This is a genomic window from Rhodopila globiformis (genome assembly GCF_002937115.1).
Classification (GTDB): Bacteria; Pseudomonadota; Alphaproteobacteria; order Acetobacterales; family Acetobacteraceae; genus Rhodopila; species Rhodopila globiformis.
On record NZ_NHRY01000250.1, the window covers coordinates 31018 to 46175 of the forward strand.

A 15158-nucleotide genomic window follows, 5' to 3' on the forward strand; every position below is an offset into this window, starting at 1 on the left:
GCTGGCGGCGCCATCGGTGGCGCGGGCGGATGCCGCGCAGCAGATGGTCGGGCTGTTCATCCAGGGATGCGTAGCGTTCGCCGGCAATCCGCCGGACCTGCGGGCGTGGGCGAAGCGCAACGGACTGCCCTCCGTGCCGGAGCAGGCGCGGGCCGTGTTCCTGCATGGCGCGCCCGGCCAGGTGTTCGATGGCTCGACGCCGGATGGCAAGCTGGTGCTGGTGTCGTCGGACGACGGGCAGTGCTCGGTGGTGGCCGACAAGATTGTCGACCAAGCGGCCGCCGACAGCCTGGAGGCAGGATTCCGCCAGGCCGGGCTGAAGTTCCGGCTGGTGATCGAACGGGATGATCTCCATCAGAGCGGCATCCATCATCGCGAGTACCTGGCGGCGAAGGACGGCCGGGGCTGGCGGGTCCTGCTGGAGACCGTGAAGGATCCGGATGGTGGCGAAGCAATGTTGACGGCGGCGCCGGAGTAGCCGGCGGTGATCGTGGCCGGCACCCCATTGGCGCTGAAATAGCGGCGAGCATTGCTATCCCGTCATGCCGGGCGCAGGCCCGGCATCCACGCCTGGCAGTGCTGAAACCAAGGAAAGGCGTGGATGGTGGGCCTTCGCCCACCATGACGGGGTGGGAACAGTCGTGCGCCTATCCCGCTATTTTCACCCCAATGGGCCGGGACCCGGTCTCAGGCCGCCGGCAGCGTGTTCCGGAAGCTGTCGGCGCGTTCAATCGCCGCAGGCGAGACGCGGCTCTTGGCCACGTCGAGTTCGTAGCGGCTTTGCAGGTTCAGCCAGAACGCCGGCGTGGTACCAAAGGCATGCGCCAGCAGCAGCGCCGTTTCCCCGGTGATGCCGCGGGTGCCGTTGATGATCGCGGTGATCCGGTTTGCCGGCACGTCGAGCGCGTTGGCCAGGCGGTTGGCGCTCAACCCGTACGGCTTCATGAATTCCTCGGCCAAGACCTCACCGGGGTGTATCAACAGATCAGCGTCCATGCCGGGTCCTCATCCTAATGATAGTCCGTGATTTCGACACGTGTTGCATTCCCGTCCTCCCAGACAAAGCAGATCCGGTACTGATCATTGACCCGGATCGCGTGCTGGCCAAGCCGATCGGCTTTCAGGGCCTCAAGCTTGTTGTTCGGCGGTGACTTCAGATCGTGCAGGCTGGTTGCTGCATCGAGCAACAGCAACTTGCGCCGCGCGACTCGCAGGAAGCTTAGCCACCTCCTGTCGCCGCGGCCGCCGTTGAAAAGGTCCTCGGTCTCTTTGTCGTAGAAACTCAGGATCATCGGGGTTGATAACAGCTATTATGCATTACGTCAAGCATAATAGAGCCGTTACGCCCCTCTTGGCATGGATCCCGTTGGTCCCGGGCCGAAGCCTGTCGCTCAGAGACGCCATATGCGACACTGGGATGAGGATTTCAGGGAAATCATGATGAAAACGATCGGCCTATCCGGATTGGTTGCAGTTCTGGCACTCCTCGCGGGCGCCACGTTGGCCGCCGCCTCAGGGATCGAGGTCACGGATGCCTGGACGACAGCCGGCGGCACGAGCGGGGGTGAGGCTCCACTGTACATGACCGTCATCAATCATGGCAGCACCCCGGACGCACTGACCCGAGTACGATGCCCGGTCGCCTGGGCCGCCGAGCCACGCACCACCGACATCGGCGAGGGGGCGCCGATCAGCCGACTCGTGAAGTCGATCGCGATCCCGGCAGACACGCAAGTGAAGCTGGCGCCCGGCCGGTTCCACGTGGCTCTGCTGCAACTGAAGGAGCCGTTGCGCGAGGGCGATACATTCACCTGCGCTGTGACCTTCAAAGGCGGTCCCACGAACGTATCCGTCCGGGTGAAGGCGGCGGCCGGCATGGCGCACGACAGCAAGTCGTCCTGAATTCAGCTTGGCCGGCAGCGCGCCTTTCTCTCACCAACCCAGAGGCGGATAGCGGCGCAAGACGAGGATAGCCAGGCCCCGTGGCTTCGGCAGGCTAACCGCTGGCGGCTGGATCGTTCTCGTCAACATGGCATTGCGCGATCCCCGGTACGGTTCTTCGGCCTTGCCGGGCATATCCGATCAGAACCCTGCGCAAGGTTTTCGGAAGCGACCGGCTGATGCCCCTCCCGCCCGATGCAGAAAGTGTGTATATAGTTGGCGACTTTATACACACCAAGGCACATTCAAAGGCACACTCATGAGAACAAATATCGATCTCGACGACAGGCTCCTCAAACATGCCATGGCCGCAGCCGGACAAAGGACCAAGAAGGGAGTGATCGAGGAAGCCCTGCGACGCCTGATACGGGCGCACGAACAGAAGCAGGCCATCGAGGACCTGCGTGGTCTCGGGTGGGAAGGTAACCTCGACGAAATGCGCGCCGATCGGCCGTGATGGTTGTTGTCGATAGTTCGGTCTGGATCGGCGACCTGCGGAATGATGAAACGGCTGCCGTCGTGAAGCTCCGGACCCTGGACCCGATGCTGGCCGACATCGTGGTGCCTGATCTGGTATTGCTCGAGGTTCTTCGCGGCGCGCTTGACGAGGCCTATGCCGCCCGCATCGAGCGCGCATTGTCCAGGTTCGATATCGTTGATCTCGGCGGCAGGTCACTCGCCGTCGCTGCGGCGCGTCATTATCGGCACCTGCGCGGCCTTGGCATTACCATTCGCAGCGGCATCGATGTGCTGATCGGCACGTTCTGCATACAGCATGGTGCGTGGCTGCTGCGTCATGATCGGGGCGACTTCCTGCCGATGGAAAGACACCTTGGCTTGCGGTGCCTTTGATGCCGGCCGAAAACCGACCCGTCGACGGACGGCTATGACGCGGAATGGCCACAAGCCGGAATTGCATCGTTGACCGCCACCACCAACGTTAATACCCACTGCCCAGTTCCGAGGTCAAACAGCACATTGGCCAAAGCCGTCACCCGTTTCGTCTGCCAGAGCTGCGGCGCCGTCACGCCCAAATGGGCCGGGCGCTGCGAAACCTGCGGCGAGTGGAACACCATCGAGGAAGAAACCGTCGCCGCCCGCCCGGGCGCCACACCCAAGACGGCCGCCCGCAGCGTCACCTTCGTCGGCCTCGCCGGCCACGCCGAGCCGCCGCCGCGCGCCGCCACCGGCATCGTCGAGCTCGACCGTGTCCTGGGCGGCGGCCTTGTCCCGGCTTCGGCCGTCCTCGTCGGCGGCGATCCGGGCATCGGCAAGTCCACCCTGCTGCTGCAGGCCGCGGCGCAACTGGCCGCCACCGGCCGCCGCGTCCTGTACGTCTCGGGCGAAGAGTCGATCGACCAGATCCGCCTGCGCGCCCGCCGGCTGGGGGTCGCCGGCTCGGCCATCGAGCTCACCGCCGCCATCAACGTCCGCGACATCATCGCCGGGCTGGAGCAGGCGAAGGACACCACGCTGGTGGTGATCGACTCAATCCAGACCATGTGGATGGATCAGATCGACAGCGCCCCCGGCACCGTCGCCCAGGTTCGCGCCTGCTCGTTCGAGCTGATCCGCCTGGCGAAAGCCGGCAACTTCGCCATCGTGCTGGTCGGCCACGTCACCAAGGACGGCGCTCTCGCCGGCCCGCGCGTGCTGGAGCACATGGTCGATGCCGTGCTGTATTTCGAAGGCGACCGCGGCCACCAGTTCCGCATCCTGCGCGCCGTGAAGAACCGCTTCGGCGCCACCGACGAGATCGGCGTGTTCGAGATGACCGACTCGGGCCTGGCGGAAGTGCCCAACCCCTCGGCCCTGTTCCTGGCCGAGCGCCGCGGCAACATCGCCGGCAGCGCGGTGTTCGCCGGGCTGGAGGGCACCCGTCCGGTGCTGGTGGAGGTGCAGGCGCTGCTGGCGCCGAATGCCGGCGGCGCGCCGCGGCGGTCGGTCATCGGCTGGGACAGCGGACGGCTGGCGATGCTGCTGGCGGTGCTGGAAACCCGCGCCGGGGTGCGGCTGAACCAGATGGACGTCTATCTGAACATCGCCGGCGGCCTGCGCGTCAACGAACCGGCGGCCGATCTGGCCGTCGCCGCGGCGATCGTCTCCGCCGCCTTCGAAACCCCCACCAGCCCCGGCATGGTCTACTTCGGGGAGGTCGGCCTGTCCGGCGAGGTGCGGCAGGTGGCGCAGGCCGAGGCGCGGCTGAAGGAAGCGGCCAAGCTGGGGTTCGATTTCGCCACCCTGCCCCGCCGCGTGGCGCACGGCAACCGCCGTCTGGCGGCGCCGGAGGGGCTGCAGTTGCAGGAAATCGGCCACATCGCCGATCTCGTCATGCGGTTTGCGCCGGAATCGGCGCGGAACGATGCATGATCTGCTTGGCGACAGGGGGTGGCATGAACCATAAGAGCCCCTTCCTGACGGCGGCAAACGTATGACATGGGTTGACCTGGCAGTCTTCGGCTTCATGGCGGTCTCGGGTCTGGTGGCTTTTGTGCGTGGCCTGGTGCGCGAAGTCCTGGGCATCGGCGCCTGGGCCGGTGCCGTCGCCGCCGCCTTCCTCTTCCTGCCGACGATGCGCCCCATCGTGCGCAACTGGTTCCAGGGCACGGAAGTGGTGGACATCGTCAGCTTCGTCGTCGTCTTCCTGGGCTCGGTGATCATCCTGACCCTGATCGCCAGCAGCATCGGCCGCTATGTCCGGCGCTCCGCGCTGGGCGGCATTGATCGCACGTTGGGTCTGGTATTCGGCCTCGCCCGGGGTGCGGCGGTGGTCGTCGTCGCCTATATCCTGGGACAGATGGTCTTCCCGATCGAACGCTGGCCGGATGTGGTGCTGCACGCCCGCAGCCTGGGTCCGACGTATGAGGCGGCGCGCTGGGTGCGGGATCAGTTGCCGGAGAACTTCCGTCCGCACCGTCTTGATCCGCCGCCGGCGGGGCGCGAAACCAGCGCGGAGGCCCTGCTGCACCTCAACCCGCAGGGCCGCGCCACCGGCAAGCAACCTGTCCGCGAGTAGGAGTTGGTACAGATGGCATTCAACGGCCGCCACAGCGAAGAGGACTCCCTGCACGAGGAGTGCGGCGTCTTCGGCGTCTGGAACGTGCCAAGCGCGGCGGCCGTGACCGCTCTCGGCCTGCACGCGCTGCAGCACCGCGGGCAGGAGGCGACCGGCATCACCAGTTTCGACGGCAGCCGCTTCCACTCGCATCGCGGCATGGGGCTGGTGGGCGACAATTTTGGCGACGCCCGCGTCATTGAAAAGCTGCCCGGCCGCATCGCCATCGGCCATAACCGCTACGCCACCACCGGCGACACGATCCTGCGCAACGTGCAGCCGTTGTACGCGGATTTCGAGTTCGGCGGGTTCGCGGTGGCGCACAACGGCAACCTGACCAACGCGCACCTGCTGCACCGGCAACTGGTGCGCCGCGGCTGCCTGTTCCAGTCCACCACGGACTCGGAAGTCTTTATCCACCTGATCGCCATCAGCCTGTATTCCACCGTCGTCGATCGGCTGATCGACGCGCTGAAGCAGGTCGTCGGCGCCTATTCGCTGGTCGCACTGTCGAACGAGGCGCTGATGGGTGTGCGCGACCCGCTGGGCGTGCGGCCGCTGATCCTGGGGCGCATCGGCTCGGAAGGTACCGGCGGCTGGGTGCTGGCGAGCGAAAGCTGCGCGCTGGACATCGTCGGCGCCGACTTCATCCGCGACGTCGAGCCGGGCGAGATCGTCATCATCAACGACCAGGGCGTGCGCAGCATCAAGCCGTTCACCCGCATGCGGGAGCGGTTCTGCGTCTTCGAATACATCTACTTCGCCCGTCCCGACTCGATCGTCGAGGGCACGCCGGTGTATGAGGCGCGCAAGCGCATCGGCGCCGAACTGGCGCAGGAGGCGGCGGTGCCGGCCGACGTGATCGTCCCGGTGCCGGATTCCGGTGTGCCGGCGGCGATGGGCTATTCCATGCAAAGCGGCATCCCGTTCGAGCTTGGCATCATCCGCAACCACTATGTCGGCCGCACCTTCATCGAGCCGACGGACCACATCCGCCACCTCGGGGTGAAGCTGAAGCACTCGGCCAACAAGCCGGTGCTGGACGGCAAGCGGGTCGTGCTCGTGGACGATTCGATTGTCCGCGGCACCACCAGCAAGAAGATCGTCGAGATGGTCCGCGCCGCCGGAGCGAAGGAGGTGCACATGCGCATCTCCTCGCCGCCGACGACGCATTCCTGCTTCTATGGCATCGACACGCCGCAGCGCAGCAAGCTGCTGGCCTCGACCCATACTGTCGATGAAATGGCCGCGCTGATTGGCGCCGACAGCCTGGCGTTCATCTCGATCGATGGCCTGTATCGCGCGCTGGGCCAGCCCGGCCGCGACCCGGAGAAGCCGCATTACTGCGACGCCTGCTTCACCGGCGACTACCCCATCCCCCTGCCCGACCAGCACGAACTGGCCGATCGGCAGTTGAGTTTGTTGAGTGCGGGAAACTGATGGATGACGAAGGAACTTGAGGGCGCGGTGGCGCTGGTCACCGGCGCCAGCCGCGGCATTGGCGCGGCGGTGGCGGCGGAACTGGCCCGGCACGGCGCGCATGTGGTGATCACCGGACGGACCCAGGGCGGGCTGGAGGAAACCGACGACGCGATCCGCGCCGCCGGCAGCAGCGCGACCTTGCTGCCGCTCGACCTGAAGGAGGTGGACCAGATCGACGCCATCGGGCCGACGCTGTTCCAGCGCTTCGGGCGGCTGGACATCCTGGTGCACAATGCCGGAACGCTCGGGAAGCTGACCCCGGTGGGCCATATCCAGCCGAAGGACTGGGCCGAGGTGGTCGCGGTGCACATGACCGCAAGCTGGCGGCTGATCCGCACCTGCGATCCGCTGCTGCGCCAGGCGCCGGCGGGCCGGGCGGTGTTCGTGACGGAAAGCCGGGCACGGGAGCCGCGGGCGTACTGGGGCGCGATGGGCGCGACCAAGGCGGGCATGGAGCACCTGGTGCTGACCTGGGCGCAGGAGCTGGCGAACACGCCGCTGCGGGTGAACCTGTTCGATCCGGGCCCGGTGGCGACCCGCATGCGGCTGAACGCCTTCCCCGGCGAGGACCGCTCCGCGCTGCCCCTGCCCGAGGCGGTGGCGCCGGCGCTGGCGGCGCTGTGCCTGCCGTCGGAACAGCGGCACGCAATGCTGGCCGTGGCTGATCAGGCGGCGCCGGCAACGGTTTAGGCCGGGCGGCCGCGGGCGCAACGCCTATAGGCACCAGAGCAGGCCACAGGTGTGTTGGGACGCAGAGGCGGCCTGTCTCAACCGACCCGCGGTTTGCTCCGGGACAGCAGGGTGCGAAGCACGGTCGTTCCCACCCCGTCATGGTGGGCGAAGGCCCACCATCCACGCCTTTGTCTGAACCTGCACCGTAAGGCGTGGATGGCGGGCCTTCCCCTGCCATGACGCAAGGGGCGGTTAGCGCCGTCGGCCACGCGCCTTACTCCTTTGGGTACTGGATGCTCATGATCGCGCCGCCGATGGCGGCCGAGCCGAATGTCACCACCATCCCAAAGGTCAGCAGCGCGAAGGCCAGCCATCCGCCCTGGGTGTGCATCATCAGGTCACGCAACGAGCCGAGGTTGGTCATCACCAGCCCGACCGACGCCACGACGCCGCCGAGGCAGCCGGCCAGCATATGCGGGAGGACGTAGCGGATGACTTCCATACGGCTGGAAACGGCTGTACGCACCCGGGTTTCTCGCTATCGCGCATTTGTCTGAACAGCTGCCGGTCAACCCGAGGCGCGGCAGGCGGCGGCGGCATGAACGGATTGGCCGCATCCGGGCGGCCTGGCCTGCACCGGCCAGGCCGCCCGCGTGCCGCCCCTACTCCGCCGCCGGCATCGCGTGCGGCGGCGCCTTCTCCAGGTGCGTGTCGTGCCGCAGCAGCAGCACGATCACCATGCCCATCACCGCGCAGGCGGCGATGGCCCACAGGCCGGAGGCGAAATTGCCGGTCAGGTCCTTCAGCCAGCCCATGATGAACGGCCCGAAGAACCCGGCCAGGTTGCCGACGGAGTTGATCACCGCGATGCCCGCTGCCGCGGCGGCGCCGTGCAGGAACGCGGTCGGGAAGGTCCAGAACACCGGCAGCACCGCGAACACCCCGAACGCGCCGATGGACAGGGCGACCATTTTTAGCGTCGGGTCGCTCACCAGCGTCGATCCGGCGATGCCGGCGGCGGCGATCAGGAAGGCGACGGCAGTATGCCCCTTCCGCTCCATCCTTTCATCGGAGCTGCGGCTCCACAGCACCATGCCGATGGCGCCGACGACATAGGGAACGGCCGAGACGAAACCGGTCGCCGCATTTGACAGGCCAAATCCCTTGACGATCTGCGGCAGCCAGAAGGCGATGCCGTAGTTCGCCGCCACCGCGCCGAAATACACCAGCGACAGCGCCAGCACCTTCGGGTTGAACAGCGCCTGCGCGACGCTGATGCCATGGACCTCTTGCTTCTGCTGCGCTTCCTGGGCCAGGCGGCGGGCCAGCCAGGTGCGCTCCTCCGGGTCCAGCCAGTGCGCGTCCTCCGGCCGATCGGTCAGGTAGAACCAGACGGCGCCGGCCAGGATCAGCGCCGGCGCCGCCTCGATGACGAACAGCCATTGCCACCCGGCGAGGCCGCCAAGGCCGTGCATGCCCAGGATCAGGCCGGAAATCGGCAGGCCCAGCACCGAGGACAGCGGGATGGCCGCCATGAACCAACCGACGATGCGGGCGCGGTAGGAGCCGGGGAACCACAGCGTCAGGTAGAAGATGATGCCGGGGAAGAAGCCGGCCTCGGCAGCGCCCAGCAGCACCCGGACCAGGTAGAAGCTGTACTCGCCGCGGACCAGTGCCATCGCGCCGGACAGCAGGCCCCAGGTCAGCATGATCCGCGCAATCCACCGGCGCGCCCCGAAGCGCTCCAGCGCGAGGTTCGACGGCACCTCGAAGATGAAGTAGCTGAAGAAGAAGACGCCGGCGCCGAAGCCATAGGCGGTCGCCGAGATGGCCAGGTCCTTGTTCATGGTCAACGCGGCGACGCTGACGTTGACCCGGTCGAGGTAGGCGATGAAATAGCACAGCATCAGGAACGGCACGAGCCGCCAGGAAACCTTGGCCAGCGTGCGTTTTTCAATCGTATCCATGAACCCGTTTCCCCCGGGCGACTACGGTCCGGTATCCGCCGCTACCCGGCAATAGACAGCGGCAACCCGCCGGTCAATCGCCCGGGATAACGGTTACGCCGGAGAGGTGGATCATTTGAGCTTGAGCTGCATCGAATAGGGTTGCCATCGTGCATCCGCGGCCACCTGTGGCATGATGCGTTGTGATGGCGAGCCGTAATGCCACCCGAGGCCAGCGCCGCCGCGGTCAGTCCGGGCGGCCGTGCGGCGAGGCGGACTGCAGGGCCCGCCAGCGGACAACGGCGCTGTCATGCGCCTCGTAGGTCCGGGAGAACACATGCCCGCCGGTACCGTCGGCAACGAAATACAGGTCGCCGCTGCTCATCGGATGGGTCACCGCCCACAGGCTGGCCTCGCCCGGCGCGCAGATTGGCCCCGGCGGCAGGCCGGGATTGCGGTAGGTGTTGTAGGGATTGTCGAGTTCCAGGTCCGACCGGGTCAGCGGGTGATCCAGCACGCCGGACCCGCCGCTGGCCGCATAGGCCACGGTGGGATCCGCCTGGAGCCGCATCCCCAGCCGCAGCCGGTTCAGATAGACCGCCGCGACATGCGCCCGCTCGTCCGGTTTCGCGGTTTCCCGCTCCACGATGCTGGCCAGGATCAGCGCGTCGCGCGGGCTCGACAGCGGCAGGTCCGGCGCGCGATCGGACCATATCGCCGCCAGGGCCTTGTCAAGCGCCGCCTGGGCACGGGCAATCAGGCCGGCACGGTCGGCCCCATAGGTGTAGTCGTAGGTCTGCGGCAGGATGCTGCCTTCCGGGACGGACGGCACGCTGCCGGTCAGCGCGTCGGCGCGCTGCAGCACGCCGGCGATCTGCTGTGCGGTCAGGCCCTCGGCGATCGTCAGGTGATGTTCAACCGGATGCCCGAACCGCAGGATGCCCAGCACCTGGCGCAGCGACGCATGCCGGGGAAAGGCAAACTCGGCGGCGTGCAGCGTTCCCCGGCCCTGGGTCAGGAAGGCGACGGCACGAAACAACAACGGCTCGCGGATCACCTGGCTGGCAGCGAGGGCCCTGCCAAGCTGGGCGCTGCTGCCGTGCTGCACGACCACCGCGCGGGCTTCCGGCAGGGGACCGGGCGCATCCATCACAATGCGCCATCCATAGGCGCTCCCGGCCGTTACCACGCCGAGCGCGCCAACCGTCAGGGCGACAGCACGGAACGCCCGGGCCAGCCGCCCGGACCGCCCACCGCCGCGCGAGCCGGTGTCCCCCGGGCTGGTGTCCTCCGGGCTGGTGTCCTCCGGGCTGGTGTCCCCTGGACCAGTGCCCCCTGGACCCATGCCCTCTGGACCCGTGCCCCCGGGACTGGTGCCCTCTGGGGGAACCTCCGGGGGGCCAGGCTCAGCCAGGGGCGCGGAAGATGACAGAGGCGTTCGTGCCACCGAACCCGAAGCTGTTCGACAGGGCGACCCGGATGCGCCGCTGCTGCGCTTCCTTCGCCACCCGGTCGATCACGCTCTGCCGGCTCGGCTCATCGAGGTTCAGTGTCGGCGGCGCCACGCTGTCGCGGATCGCCAGGATCGAGAAAATCGCCTCGATCGCGCCAGCCGCGCCCAGCAGGTGGCCGGTGGCCGACTTGGTGGACGACATGGCGAGGCCATGCGCCGCGTCGCCGAACAGCCGCTCGACCGCTTCCAGCTCCAGGTCGTCGCCCAGCGGGGTGGAGGTGCCATGCGCGTTGACGTACTGGATGTCGCCCGGGCCATAGCCGCCGCTGCGCATCGCCGCCTTCATCGAGCGGAAGGCGCCGTCATGGCCCTCGGCCGGCGCGGTGATGTGGTAGGCGTCGCCCGACATGCCGTAGCCGGAGATCTCGGAATAGATCTTCGCGCCGCGCTTGCGGGCGTGTTCGTACTCTTCCAGCACGAGGCACCCCGCGCCCTCGCCCATCACGAAGCCATCGCGATTCTTGTCCCAGGGACGCGAGGCCGCCTGCGGACGGTCGTTGAAGCCGGTGGACAGCGCGCGGGAGGCGCAGAAGCCGGCGATGCCCAGGGCGCAGACGGTCGCTTCCGCGCCGCCGGCGACCATGACGTCGGCATCGCCCAGGGCGATCAGGCGGGAGGCGTCGCCGATGGCGTGCACGCCGGTGGCGCAGGCCGTCACGACCGAATGGTTCGGCCCCTTGAACCCGTACTTGATGGAAACGTGGCCCGAGGCGAGGTTGCCCAGCGCCGACGGGATGAAGAACGGCGACAGCCGCTTCGCCTTGCCCTCGTGCACCTGGATCGAGGCGTTGAAGATCGTCTCGAGCCCGCCGATGCCGGAGCCGATCATCACGCCGGTGGCGCAACGGTCGTCTTCGGTTTCAGGGGTCCAGCCGGAGTCCTCGACGGCTTCCGTGGCGGCAACCAGACCGAGATGGATGAAGCGATCCATCTTCTTCTGGTCCTTGACCGGAACCCATTCGTTGACGTCCAGACCGCCAGTGGCCCTGGTGCCAGCGGGCACCTGGCCCGCCACCTGGCAGGACAGATCCTTGGCATCGAACGCCGTGATGGCGCTGATGCCGGACTCGGCGTTGATCAGGCGGCGCCAGACATGCTCGACGCCCACACCAAGGGGACAGGCGATCCCCATGCCCGTCACCACTACTCGACGCATCGCAGCACGCCCTTTCGCAACTGTCGCAAGCGGCTCTTACTTGCTCTGCTTGGTGATGTAATCGATGGCATCCTGAACGGTTGCGATCTTCTCGGCCGCATCCTCAGGGATTTCCACGTTGAAGGCTTCCTCGAACGCCATCACCAGCTCGACGGTGTCGAGGCTGTCGGCGCCCAGGTCGTCGATGAAGGACGCTTCCGGCGTCACCTTGGCTTCGTCCACACCCAGGTGTTCAACGACGATCTGCTTGATCTTTGCGGCAACATCGCTCATCGGCTCGGCAACTCCTGAACTATTGTCTCGACAGTGGTTTTACGTCCGGTTTTTGTTCGCAACCGGCGCCTTGTCCCGGTGCACGAAGCGATCCCGCGCCAGACGTGGCCCGGGGCGCTTAGCATGGTTTCCCGCGAACGGGAAAGGTCAGCGCATCGTGGCGCCGGGACTAGATCATCGCCATCCCGCCATTCACGTGCAGTGTGGCGCCAGTGACCCACCCGGCCTCCTCAGACGCCAGATAGGCGACCGCGGCGGCGATGTCAGCAGGCTGGCCCAGCCGCCGCAGCGGAATGGACTCGGACAGCTTGGTGCGTTGCGCCTCGCCCAGCGCGTCGGTCATCGCGGTGACCACGAAGCCCGGGGCGACGACGTTGATGGTGATCCCGCGGGAGGCGACTTCCTGCGCCAGGGCCTTGGTCATGCCGACCATGCCGGCCTTGGCGGCGGCATAGTTGGCCTGGCCGGCATTGCCGGTGGCGCCGACGATGGAGGAAATGTTGATAATGCGGCCGGCGCGGCGGCGCACCATGCCGCGCAGCGCGGCGCGGGCCAGGCGGAACGGCGCCGACAGGTCCACGTCCAGCACCGCCTGCCAGTCCTCGTCGGACATGCGCAGCGCCAGCATGTCCTTGGTCATGCCGGCGTTGTTGACCAGGATGTGCAGCGGGCCCATGGCGGCTTCCGCGGCCTCGACCAGCTTTTCGGCCTCGGCCGGGTCGCGCAGGTCCGCCGGGCAGACATGCGCACGTTCCCGCAATTCGATCGCCAGAGCCCCCAGGGCGTCGCGGCGGGTGCCCGACAGGGCGACGGTGGCGCCCTGGGCGTGCAGCGCACGGGCGATGGCGGCGCCGATGCCGCCGGAGGCGCCGGTGACCAGGGCGGTCTTGCCGTCCAAACGAAACATGGGGGATTCCTTCCCTCAGAAGCTCTTCAGGACCGCCTCGATGTCCGCCGGGGTGCCGGCGGCAATGCCGGCGGCGTCAGGCGCGATGCGCTTGATCAGCCCGCTCAGCACCTTGCCGGCGCCAAGCTCGACGAAGCGGTCGATGCCCATCTCGGTCATCGCGGCGACGCTCTCGCGCCAGCGGACGGTGGCGGTGACCTGTTGCACCAGCAGCGAGCGGATGCGGTCGGGATCGGATTCGCGCTCCGCCGAGACATTGGCGACCACCGGCACGGACGGCACGTGCGGACGGGTCTTGTCCAGGGCTTCCGCCATGGCGTCGGCGGCGGGCGCCATCAGCGCGCAATGGAACGGGGCGGAGACCGGCAGAAGCATGGCGCGCTTGATGCCCTTGGCCTTGGCGATCTCGATCGCGCGCTCGATGGCGCCGCGATGGCCGGAGATCACCACCTGGCCGCCGCCGTTGTCGTTGGCGGGCTGAATGACTTCGCTGCCCTCGGCGTCGGGCAGCGGGGCGGCCTCGGCGCAGATTTCGTGGGCCTGGTTCATGTCGGCGCCCAGCAGGGCGGCCATGGCGCCCTCGCCGGCCGGCACCGCCTTCTGCATCGACTGGCCGCGCAGCTTCAGCAGCCGCGCGGCGTCGGCGACGCTGAACGCGCCGGCGGCGGCAAGCGCGGTGTATTCGCCCAGCGAATGGCCGGCGACGACGAAGGCCTTATTCGGGATGGTGATCCCGCCTTCCTTTTCCAGCACGCGCAGCACGGCCAGCGAATGCGCCATCAGCGCGGGCTGGGTGTTCTCGGTCAGGGTCAGTTCCTCGCCCGGGCCTTCGAACATCAGCTTGGACAGCTTCTGGTTCAGGGTGTCGTCGACTTCCTGAAACAGTTCCCGGGCGATGGGGAAGGCCGCGGCAAGGTCGCGGCCCATGCCGACGGCCTGGCTGCCCTGGCCCGGGAAGATGAACGCGTAAACCGGCATGCGCGATGACTCTCGGAGACGTTGGCGCGGGGGCGTAGCGGCGGGTTACGGGACTGTCAAGGAATACGCGGCGGTTTTTGGCCGGAGGTGGGGCCGGTTCATGCCTCCGCGAGCGGAAATCCTGAGGAAAAGGCATCATGCAGGCAGGAATGACCGGACCGGCGAGCCGGCGAGGCTGATCCGCTGCCGCGCGGCCTGCTGCTGGACGGTGGTATTGCCGCCGGAATGGCTTTGCTTGCCGCCACACCGGGCCAGATCCGCCCGACTCGGTTCCAGGTCGATGCGGAACCGTGGGTTCTGCACGGGCGGCCGCTGCCTGGGCCGCCGGATCGCTCGGCCGGTCCGGTGAGCGCCGGGCGCGGCCCTGCCCTGATGAAAAGGTCACGGTCGTCACCGGGGCGAAGTACGGCATCGGGCGATCGCGGTGGCCATCGACATTACCAGGCCGGCGAGCGGCCGGACTCGACGCAACGACGAGATCCGCTGATCTCGTTGTATAGTCGCCTCATGCCATCATCTGAGCGGTGTGCGAGCGAAGGGGCGTAATGCATGACCAGGATACTTGACGCCACAAATGGTTCGCCCCCCTTCGGGTGCCACGGTCGGTTAGGATGTCGATGTCCTGTCCTGGTCCGAACCGCAGGCAGCCCTGCTGCGACGCGTCGCGGCCGGCGGGAGTAATAGGGGCAAAACCCCGGGCACGCATGTGCAGCATACGCTCGAAACTGGGACGACAGGCACGGAATTCCGCCATTTTTTTGGCATCCAACTGCGGAACGATATGGGCAATCACCAAATTCGCCCGGGGTTTTGCCCCTATTACCGGCGGGATGGTCAACGACCTGATCGATTGGGAGAATGTTGCCTCGGCGGTCGAGAGCGTGGGCCAGTCTGAACGCCGCAGTCTGGCGGGCCATGTCAGGACCATTCTCGAACATTTCGCCAGGCTGGAAACCTCTCCGGCTGTCGCTCGGCGTGCCGGGTGGCAGGACACGGTATCACGCGCCCGGGCCGACATTCAGGATCTGCTGCAGAGCAGCCCGAGCCTGAGGCCGACGCTTGAGACAGCCGTCGCTGAGCAGTTGCCGCGGGCGCTGAAACTGGCCGCGTCTGCCCTGGCGCGCCACAGTGAGACGCCGTGCGTGCCGCTGGACGGGCTGCGATATGACGTCAATCAGGTGGTCAACGACTGGTTTCCGCAACTCTGACGATCATGCCAGGCGACGCATGTCCCC

At 67.3% G+C, this 15158-nt stretch carries 18 protein-coding genes; 9 read left to right on the top strand and 9 right to left on the bottom strand.

The features are described 5' to 3' along the window. Nucleotides 1–16: 16 nt before the first annotated feature. The gene (locus CCS01_RS25755) at nucleotides 17–478 is read left to right on the top strand and encodes an NMCC_0638 family (lipo)protein (RefSeq protein WP_104521629.1); all 462 of its coding nucleotides are present in this window, start codon (nucleotides 17–19) and stop codon (nucleotides 476–478) included. Nucleotides 479–687: 209 nt separating this feature from the next. Here CCS01_RS25755 and CCS01_RS25760 read toward each other — a convergent pair whose 3' ends face one another. Next, nucleotides 688–996 (bottom strand): HigA family addiction module antitoxin, encoded by a 309-nt coding sequence (locus CCS01_RS25760; RefSeq protein ID WP_104521630.1) that lies wholly within the window; start codon nucleotides 994–996, stop codon nucleotides 688–690. Between the two features lie 14 nt (nucleotides 997–1010). Continuing rightward, the gene (locus tag CCS01_RS25765) at nucleotides 1011–1292 is read right to left on the bottom strand and encodes a type II toxin-antitoxin system RelE/ParE family toxin (protein WP_104521631.1); all 282 of its coding nucleotides are present in this window, start codon (nucleotides 1290–1292) and stop codon (nucleotides 1011–1013) included. Nucleotides 1293–1437: 145 nt separating this feature from the next. Here CCS01_RS25765 and CCS01_RS25770 point away from each other — a divergent pair, with 145 nt between their 5' ends. From CCS01_RS25770 to CCS01_RS25800, 7 genes are all read left to right on the top strand, one after another. Further along, on the top strand, nucleotides 1438–1902 hold the full coding sequence (locus tag CCS01_RS25770; RefSeq protein WP_158258598.1) for a copper chaperone PCu(A)C: 465 nt from the start codon (nucleotides 1438–1440) through the stop codon (nucleotides 1900–1902). Nucleotides 1903–2200: 298 nt separating this feature from the next. Beyond that, complete coding sequence (locus CCS01_RS25775; protein ID WP_104521633.1) at nucleotides 2201–2398, top strand: type II toxin-antitoxin system VapB family antitoxin; 198 nt, start codon at nucleotides 2201–2203, stop codon at nucleotides 2396–2398. Next, nucleotides 2398–2793, top strand: a complete 396-nt coding sequence (gene vapC, locus CCS01_RS25780; RefSeq protein WP_104521634.1) for a type II toxin-antitoxin system VapC family toxin — start codon at nucleotides 2398–2400, stop codon at nucleotides 2791–2793. Before CCS01_RS25775 ends, vapC begins: the two co-directional genes overlap by 1 nt. A gap of 126 nt (nucleotides 2794–2919) precedes the next feature. Next, entirely contained in the window at nucleotides 2920–4311 is a 1392-nt protein-coding gene (radA, locus tag CCS01_RS25785; protein ID WP_104521635.1) for a DNA repair protein RadA, read from the top strand. Nucleotides 4312–4372: 61 nt separating this feature from the next. Further along, complete coding sequence (locus CCS01_RS25790) at nucleotides 4373–4957, top strand: CvpA family protein (protein WP_104521636.1); 585 nt, start codon at nucleotides 4373–4375, stop codon at nucleotides 4955–4957. Nucleotides 4958–4969: 12 nt separating this feature from the next. Further along, a complete protein-coding gene (purF, locus tag CCS01_RS25795) occupies nucleotides 4970–6436 on the top strand; it encodes an amidophosphoribosyltransferase (protein ID WP_104521637.1) in 1467 nt (488 codons plus the stop codon). Nucleotides 6437–6439: 3 nt separating this feature from the next. Next, complete coding sequence (locus tag CCS01_RS25800; RefSeq protein ID WP_104521638.1) at nucleotides 6440–7168, top strand: SDR family NAD(P)-dependent oxidoreductase; 729 nt, start codon at nucleotides 6440–6442, stop codon at nucleotides 7166–7168. A gap of 256 nt (nucleotides 7169–7424) precedes the next feature. Here CCS01_RS25800 and CCS01_RS25805 read toward each other — a convergent pair whose 3' ends face one another. The 7 genes from CCS01_RS25805 to fabD all read right to left on the bottom strand — a co-directional run bounded on the left by CCS01_RS25805 (nucleotide 7425) and on the right by fabD (nucleotide 13923). After that, nucleotides 7425–7676: a hypothetical protein gene (locus CCS01_RS25805; RefSeq protein WP_146101960.1), complete on the bottom strand. Its 252-nt coding sequence runs from the start codon at nucleotides 7674–7676 to the stop codon at nucleotides 7425–7427. Between the two features lie 136 nt (nucleotides 7677–7812). Continuing rightward, complete coding sequence (locus CCS01_RS25810) at nucleotides 7813–9117, bottom strand: MFS transporter (protein ID WP_104521640.1); 1305 nt, start codon at nucleotides 9115–9117, stop codon at nucleotides 7813–7815. A gap of 226 nt (nucleotides 9118–9343) precedes the next feature. Then, on the bottom strand, nucleotides 9344–10441 hold the full coding sequence (gene mltG / locus CCS01_RS25815) for an endolytic transglycosylase MltG (protein ID WP_239992396.1): 1098 nt from the start codon (nucleotides 10439–10441) through the stop codon (nucleotides 9344–9346). Nucleotides 10442–10502: 61 nt separating this feature from the next. After that, nucleotides 10503–11765 carry a beta-ketoacyl-ACP synthase II gene (fabF, locus tag CCS01_RS25820; protein ID WP_104521642.1) on the bottom strand — a complete coding sequence of 421 codons (1263 nt, stop codon included), beginning with the start codon at nucleotides 11763–11765 and terminating at the stop codon, nucleotides 10503–10505. 36 nt (nucleotides 11766–11801) lie between these two features. After that, a complete protein-coding gene (locus tag CCS01_RS25825) occupies nucleotides 11802–12038 on the bottom strand; it encodes an acyl carrier protein (protein WP_104521643.1) in 237 nt (78 codons plus the stop codon). 169 nt (nucleotides 12039–12207) lie between these two features. Continuing rightward, nucleotides 12208–12945, bottom strand: coding sequence for a 3-oxoacyl-[acyl-carrier-protein] reductase (gene fabG / locus CCS01_RS25830; protein WP_104521644.1), 738 nt, complete (start codon nucleotides 12943–12945; stop codon nucleotides 12208–12210). Between the two features lie 15 nt (nucleotides 12946–12960). Beyond that, nucleotides 12961–13923 (bottom strand): ACP S-malonyltransferase, encoded by a 963-nt coding sequence (gene fabD / locus CCS01_RS25835; protein WP_104521645.1) that lies wholly within the window; start codon nucleotides 13921–13923, stop codon nucleotides 12961–12963. 830 nt (nucleotides 13924–14753) lie between these two features. Here fabD and CCS01_RS33955 point away from each other — a divergent pair. Further along, on the top strand, nucleotides 14754–15131 hold the full coding sequence (locus CCS01_RS33955; protein WP_158258599.1) for a DUF29 family protein: 378 nt from the start codon (nucleotides 14754–14756) through the stop codon (nucleotides 15129–15131). Nucleotides 15132–15158: the final 27 nt, after the last annotated feature.

Excerpts from the sequence above, each read along its gene's own strand:
- CCS01_RS25760 (WP_104521630.1), bottom strand. The coding sequence starts at position 996 with ATGGACGCTGATCTGTTGATACACCCCGGTGAGGTCTTGGCCGAGGAA.
- fabG (WP_104521644.1), bottom strand. The coding sequence starts at position 12,945 with ATGTTTCGTTTGGACGGCAAGACCGCCCTGGTCACCGGCGCCTCCGGC.
- purF (WP_104521637.1), top strand. The coding sequence starts at position 4,970 with ATGGCATTCAACGGCCGCCACAGCGAAGAGGACTCCCTGCACGAGGAG.
- CCS01_RS25800 (WP_104521638.1), top strand. The coding sequence starts at position 6,440 with ATGACGAAGGAACTTGAGGGCGCGGTGGCGCTGGTCACCGGCGCCAGC.
- mltG (WP_239992396.1), bottom strand. The coding sequence starts at position 10,441 with ATGGGTCCAGGGGGCACTGGTCCAGGGGACACCAGCCCGGAGGACACC.
- CCS01_RS25765 (WP_104521631.1), bottom strand. The coding sequence starts at position 1,292 with ATGATCCTGAGTTTCTACGACAAAGAGACCGAGGACCTTTTCAACGGC.
- fabF (WP_104521642.1), bottom strand. The coding sequence starts at position 11,765 with ATGCGTCGAGTAGTGGTGACGGGCATGGGGATCGCCTGTCCCCTTGGT.
- vapC (WP_104521634.1), top strand. The coding sequence starts at position 2,398 with ATGGTTGTTGTCGATAGTTCGGTCTGGATCGGCGACCTGCGGAATGAT.
- CCS01_RS25825 (WP_104521643.1), bottom strand. The coding sequence starts at position 12,038 with ATGAGCGATGTTGCCGCAAAGATCAAGCAGATCGTCGTTGAACACCTG.
- CCS01_RS33955 (WP_158258599.1), top strand. The coding sequence starts at position 14,754 with ATGGTCAACGACCTGATCGATTGGGAGAATGTTGCCTCGGCGGTCGAG.
- CCS01_RS25775 (WP_104521633.1), top strand. The coding sequence starts at position 2,201 with ATGAGAACAAATATCGATCTCGACGACAGGCTCCTCAAACATGCCATG.
- CCS01_RS25770 (WP_158258598.1), top strand. The coding sequence starts at position 1,438 with ATGATGAAAACGATCGGCCTATCCGGATTGGTTGCAGTTCTGGCACTC.
- CCS01_RS25790 (WP_104521636.1), top strand. The coding sequence starts at position 4,373 with ATGACATGGGTTGACCTGGCAGTCTTCGGCTTCATGGCGGTCTCGGGT.
- CCS01_RS25810 (WP_104521640.1), bottom strand. The coding sequence starts at position 9,117 with ATGGATACGATTGAAAAACGCACGCTGGCCAAGGTTTCCTGGCGGCTC.
- fabD (WP_104521645.1), bottom strand. The coding sequence starts at position 13,923 with ATGCCGGTTTACGCGTTCATCTTCCCGGGCCAGGGCAGCCAGGCCGTC.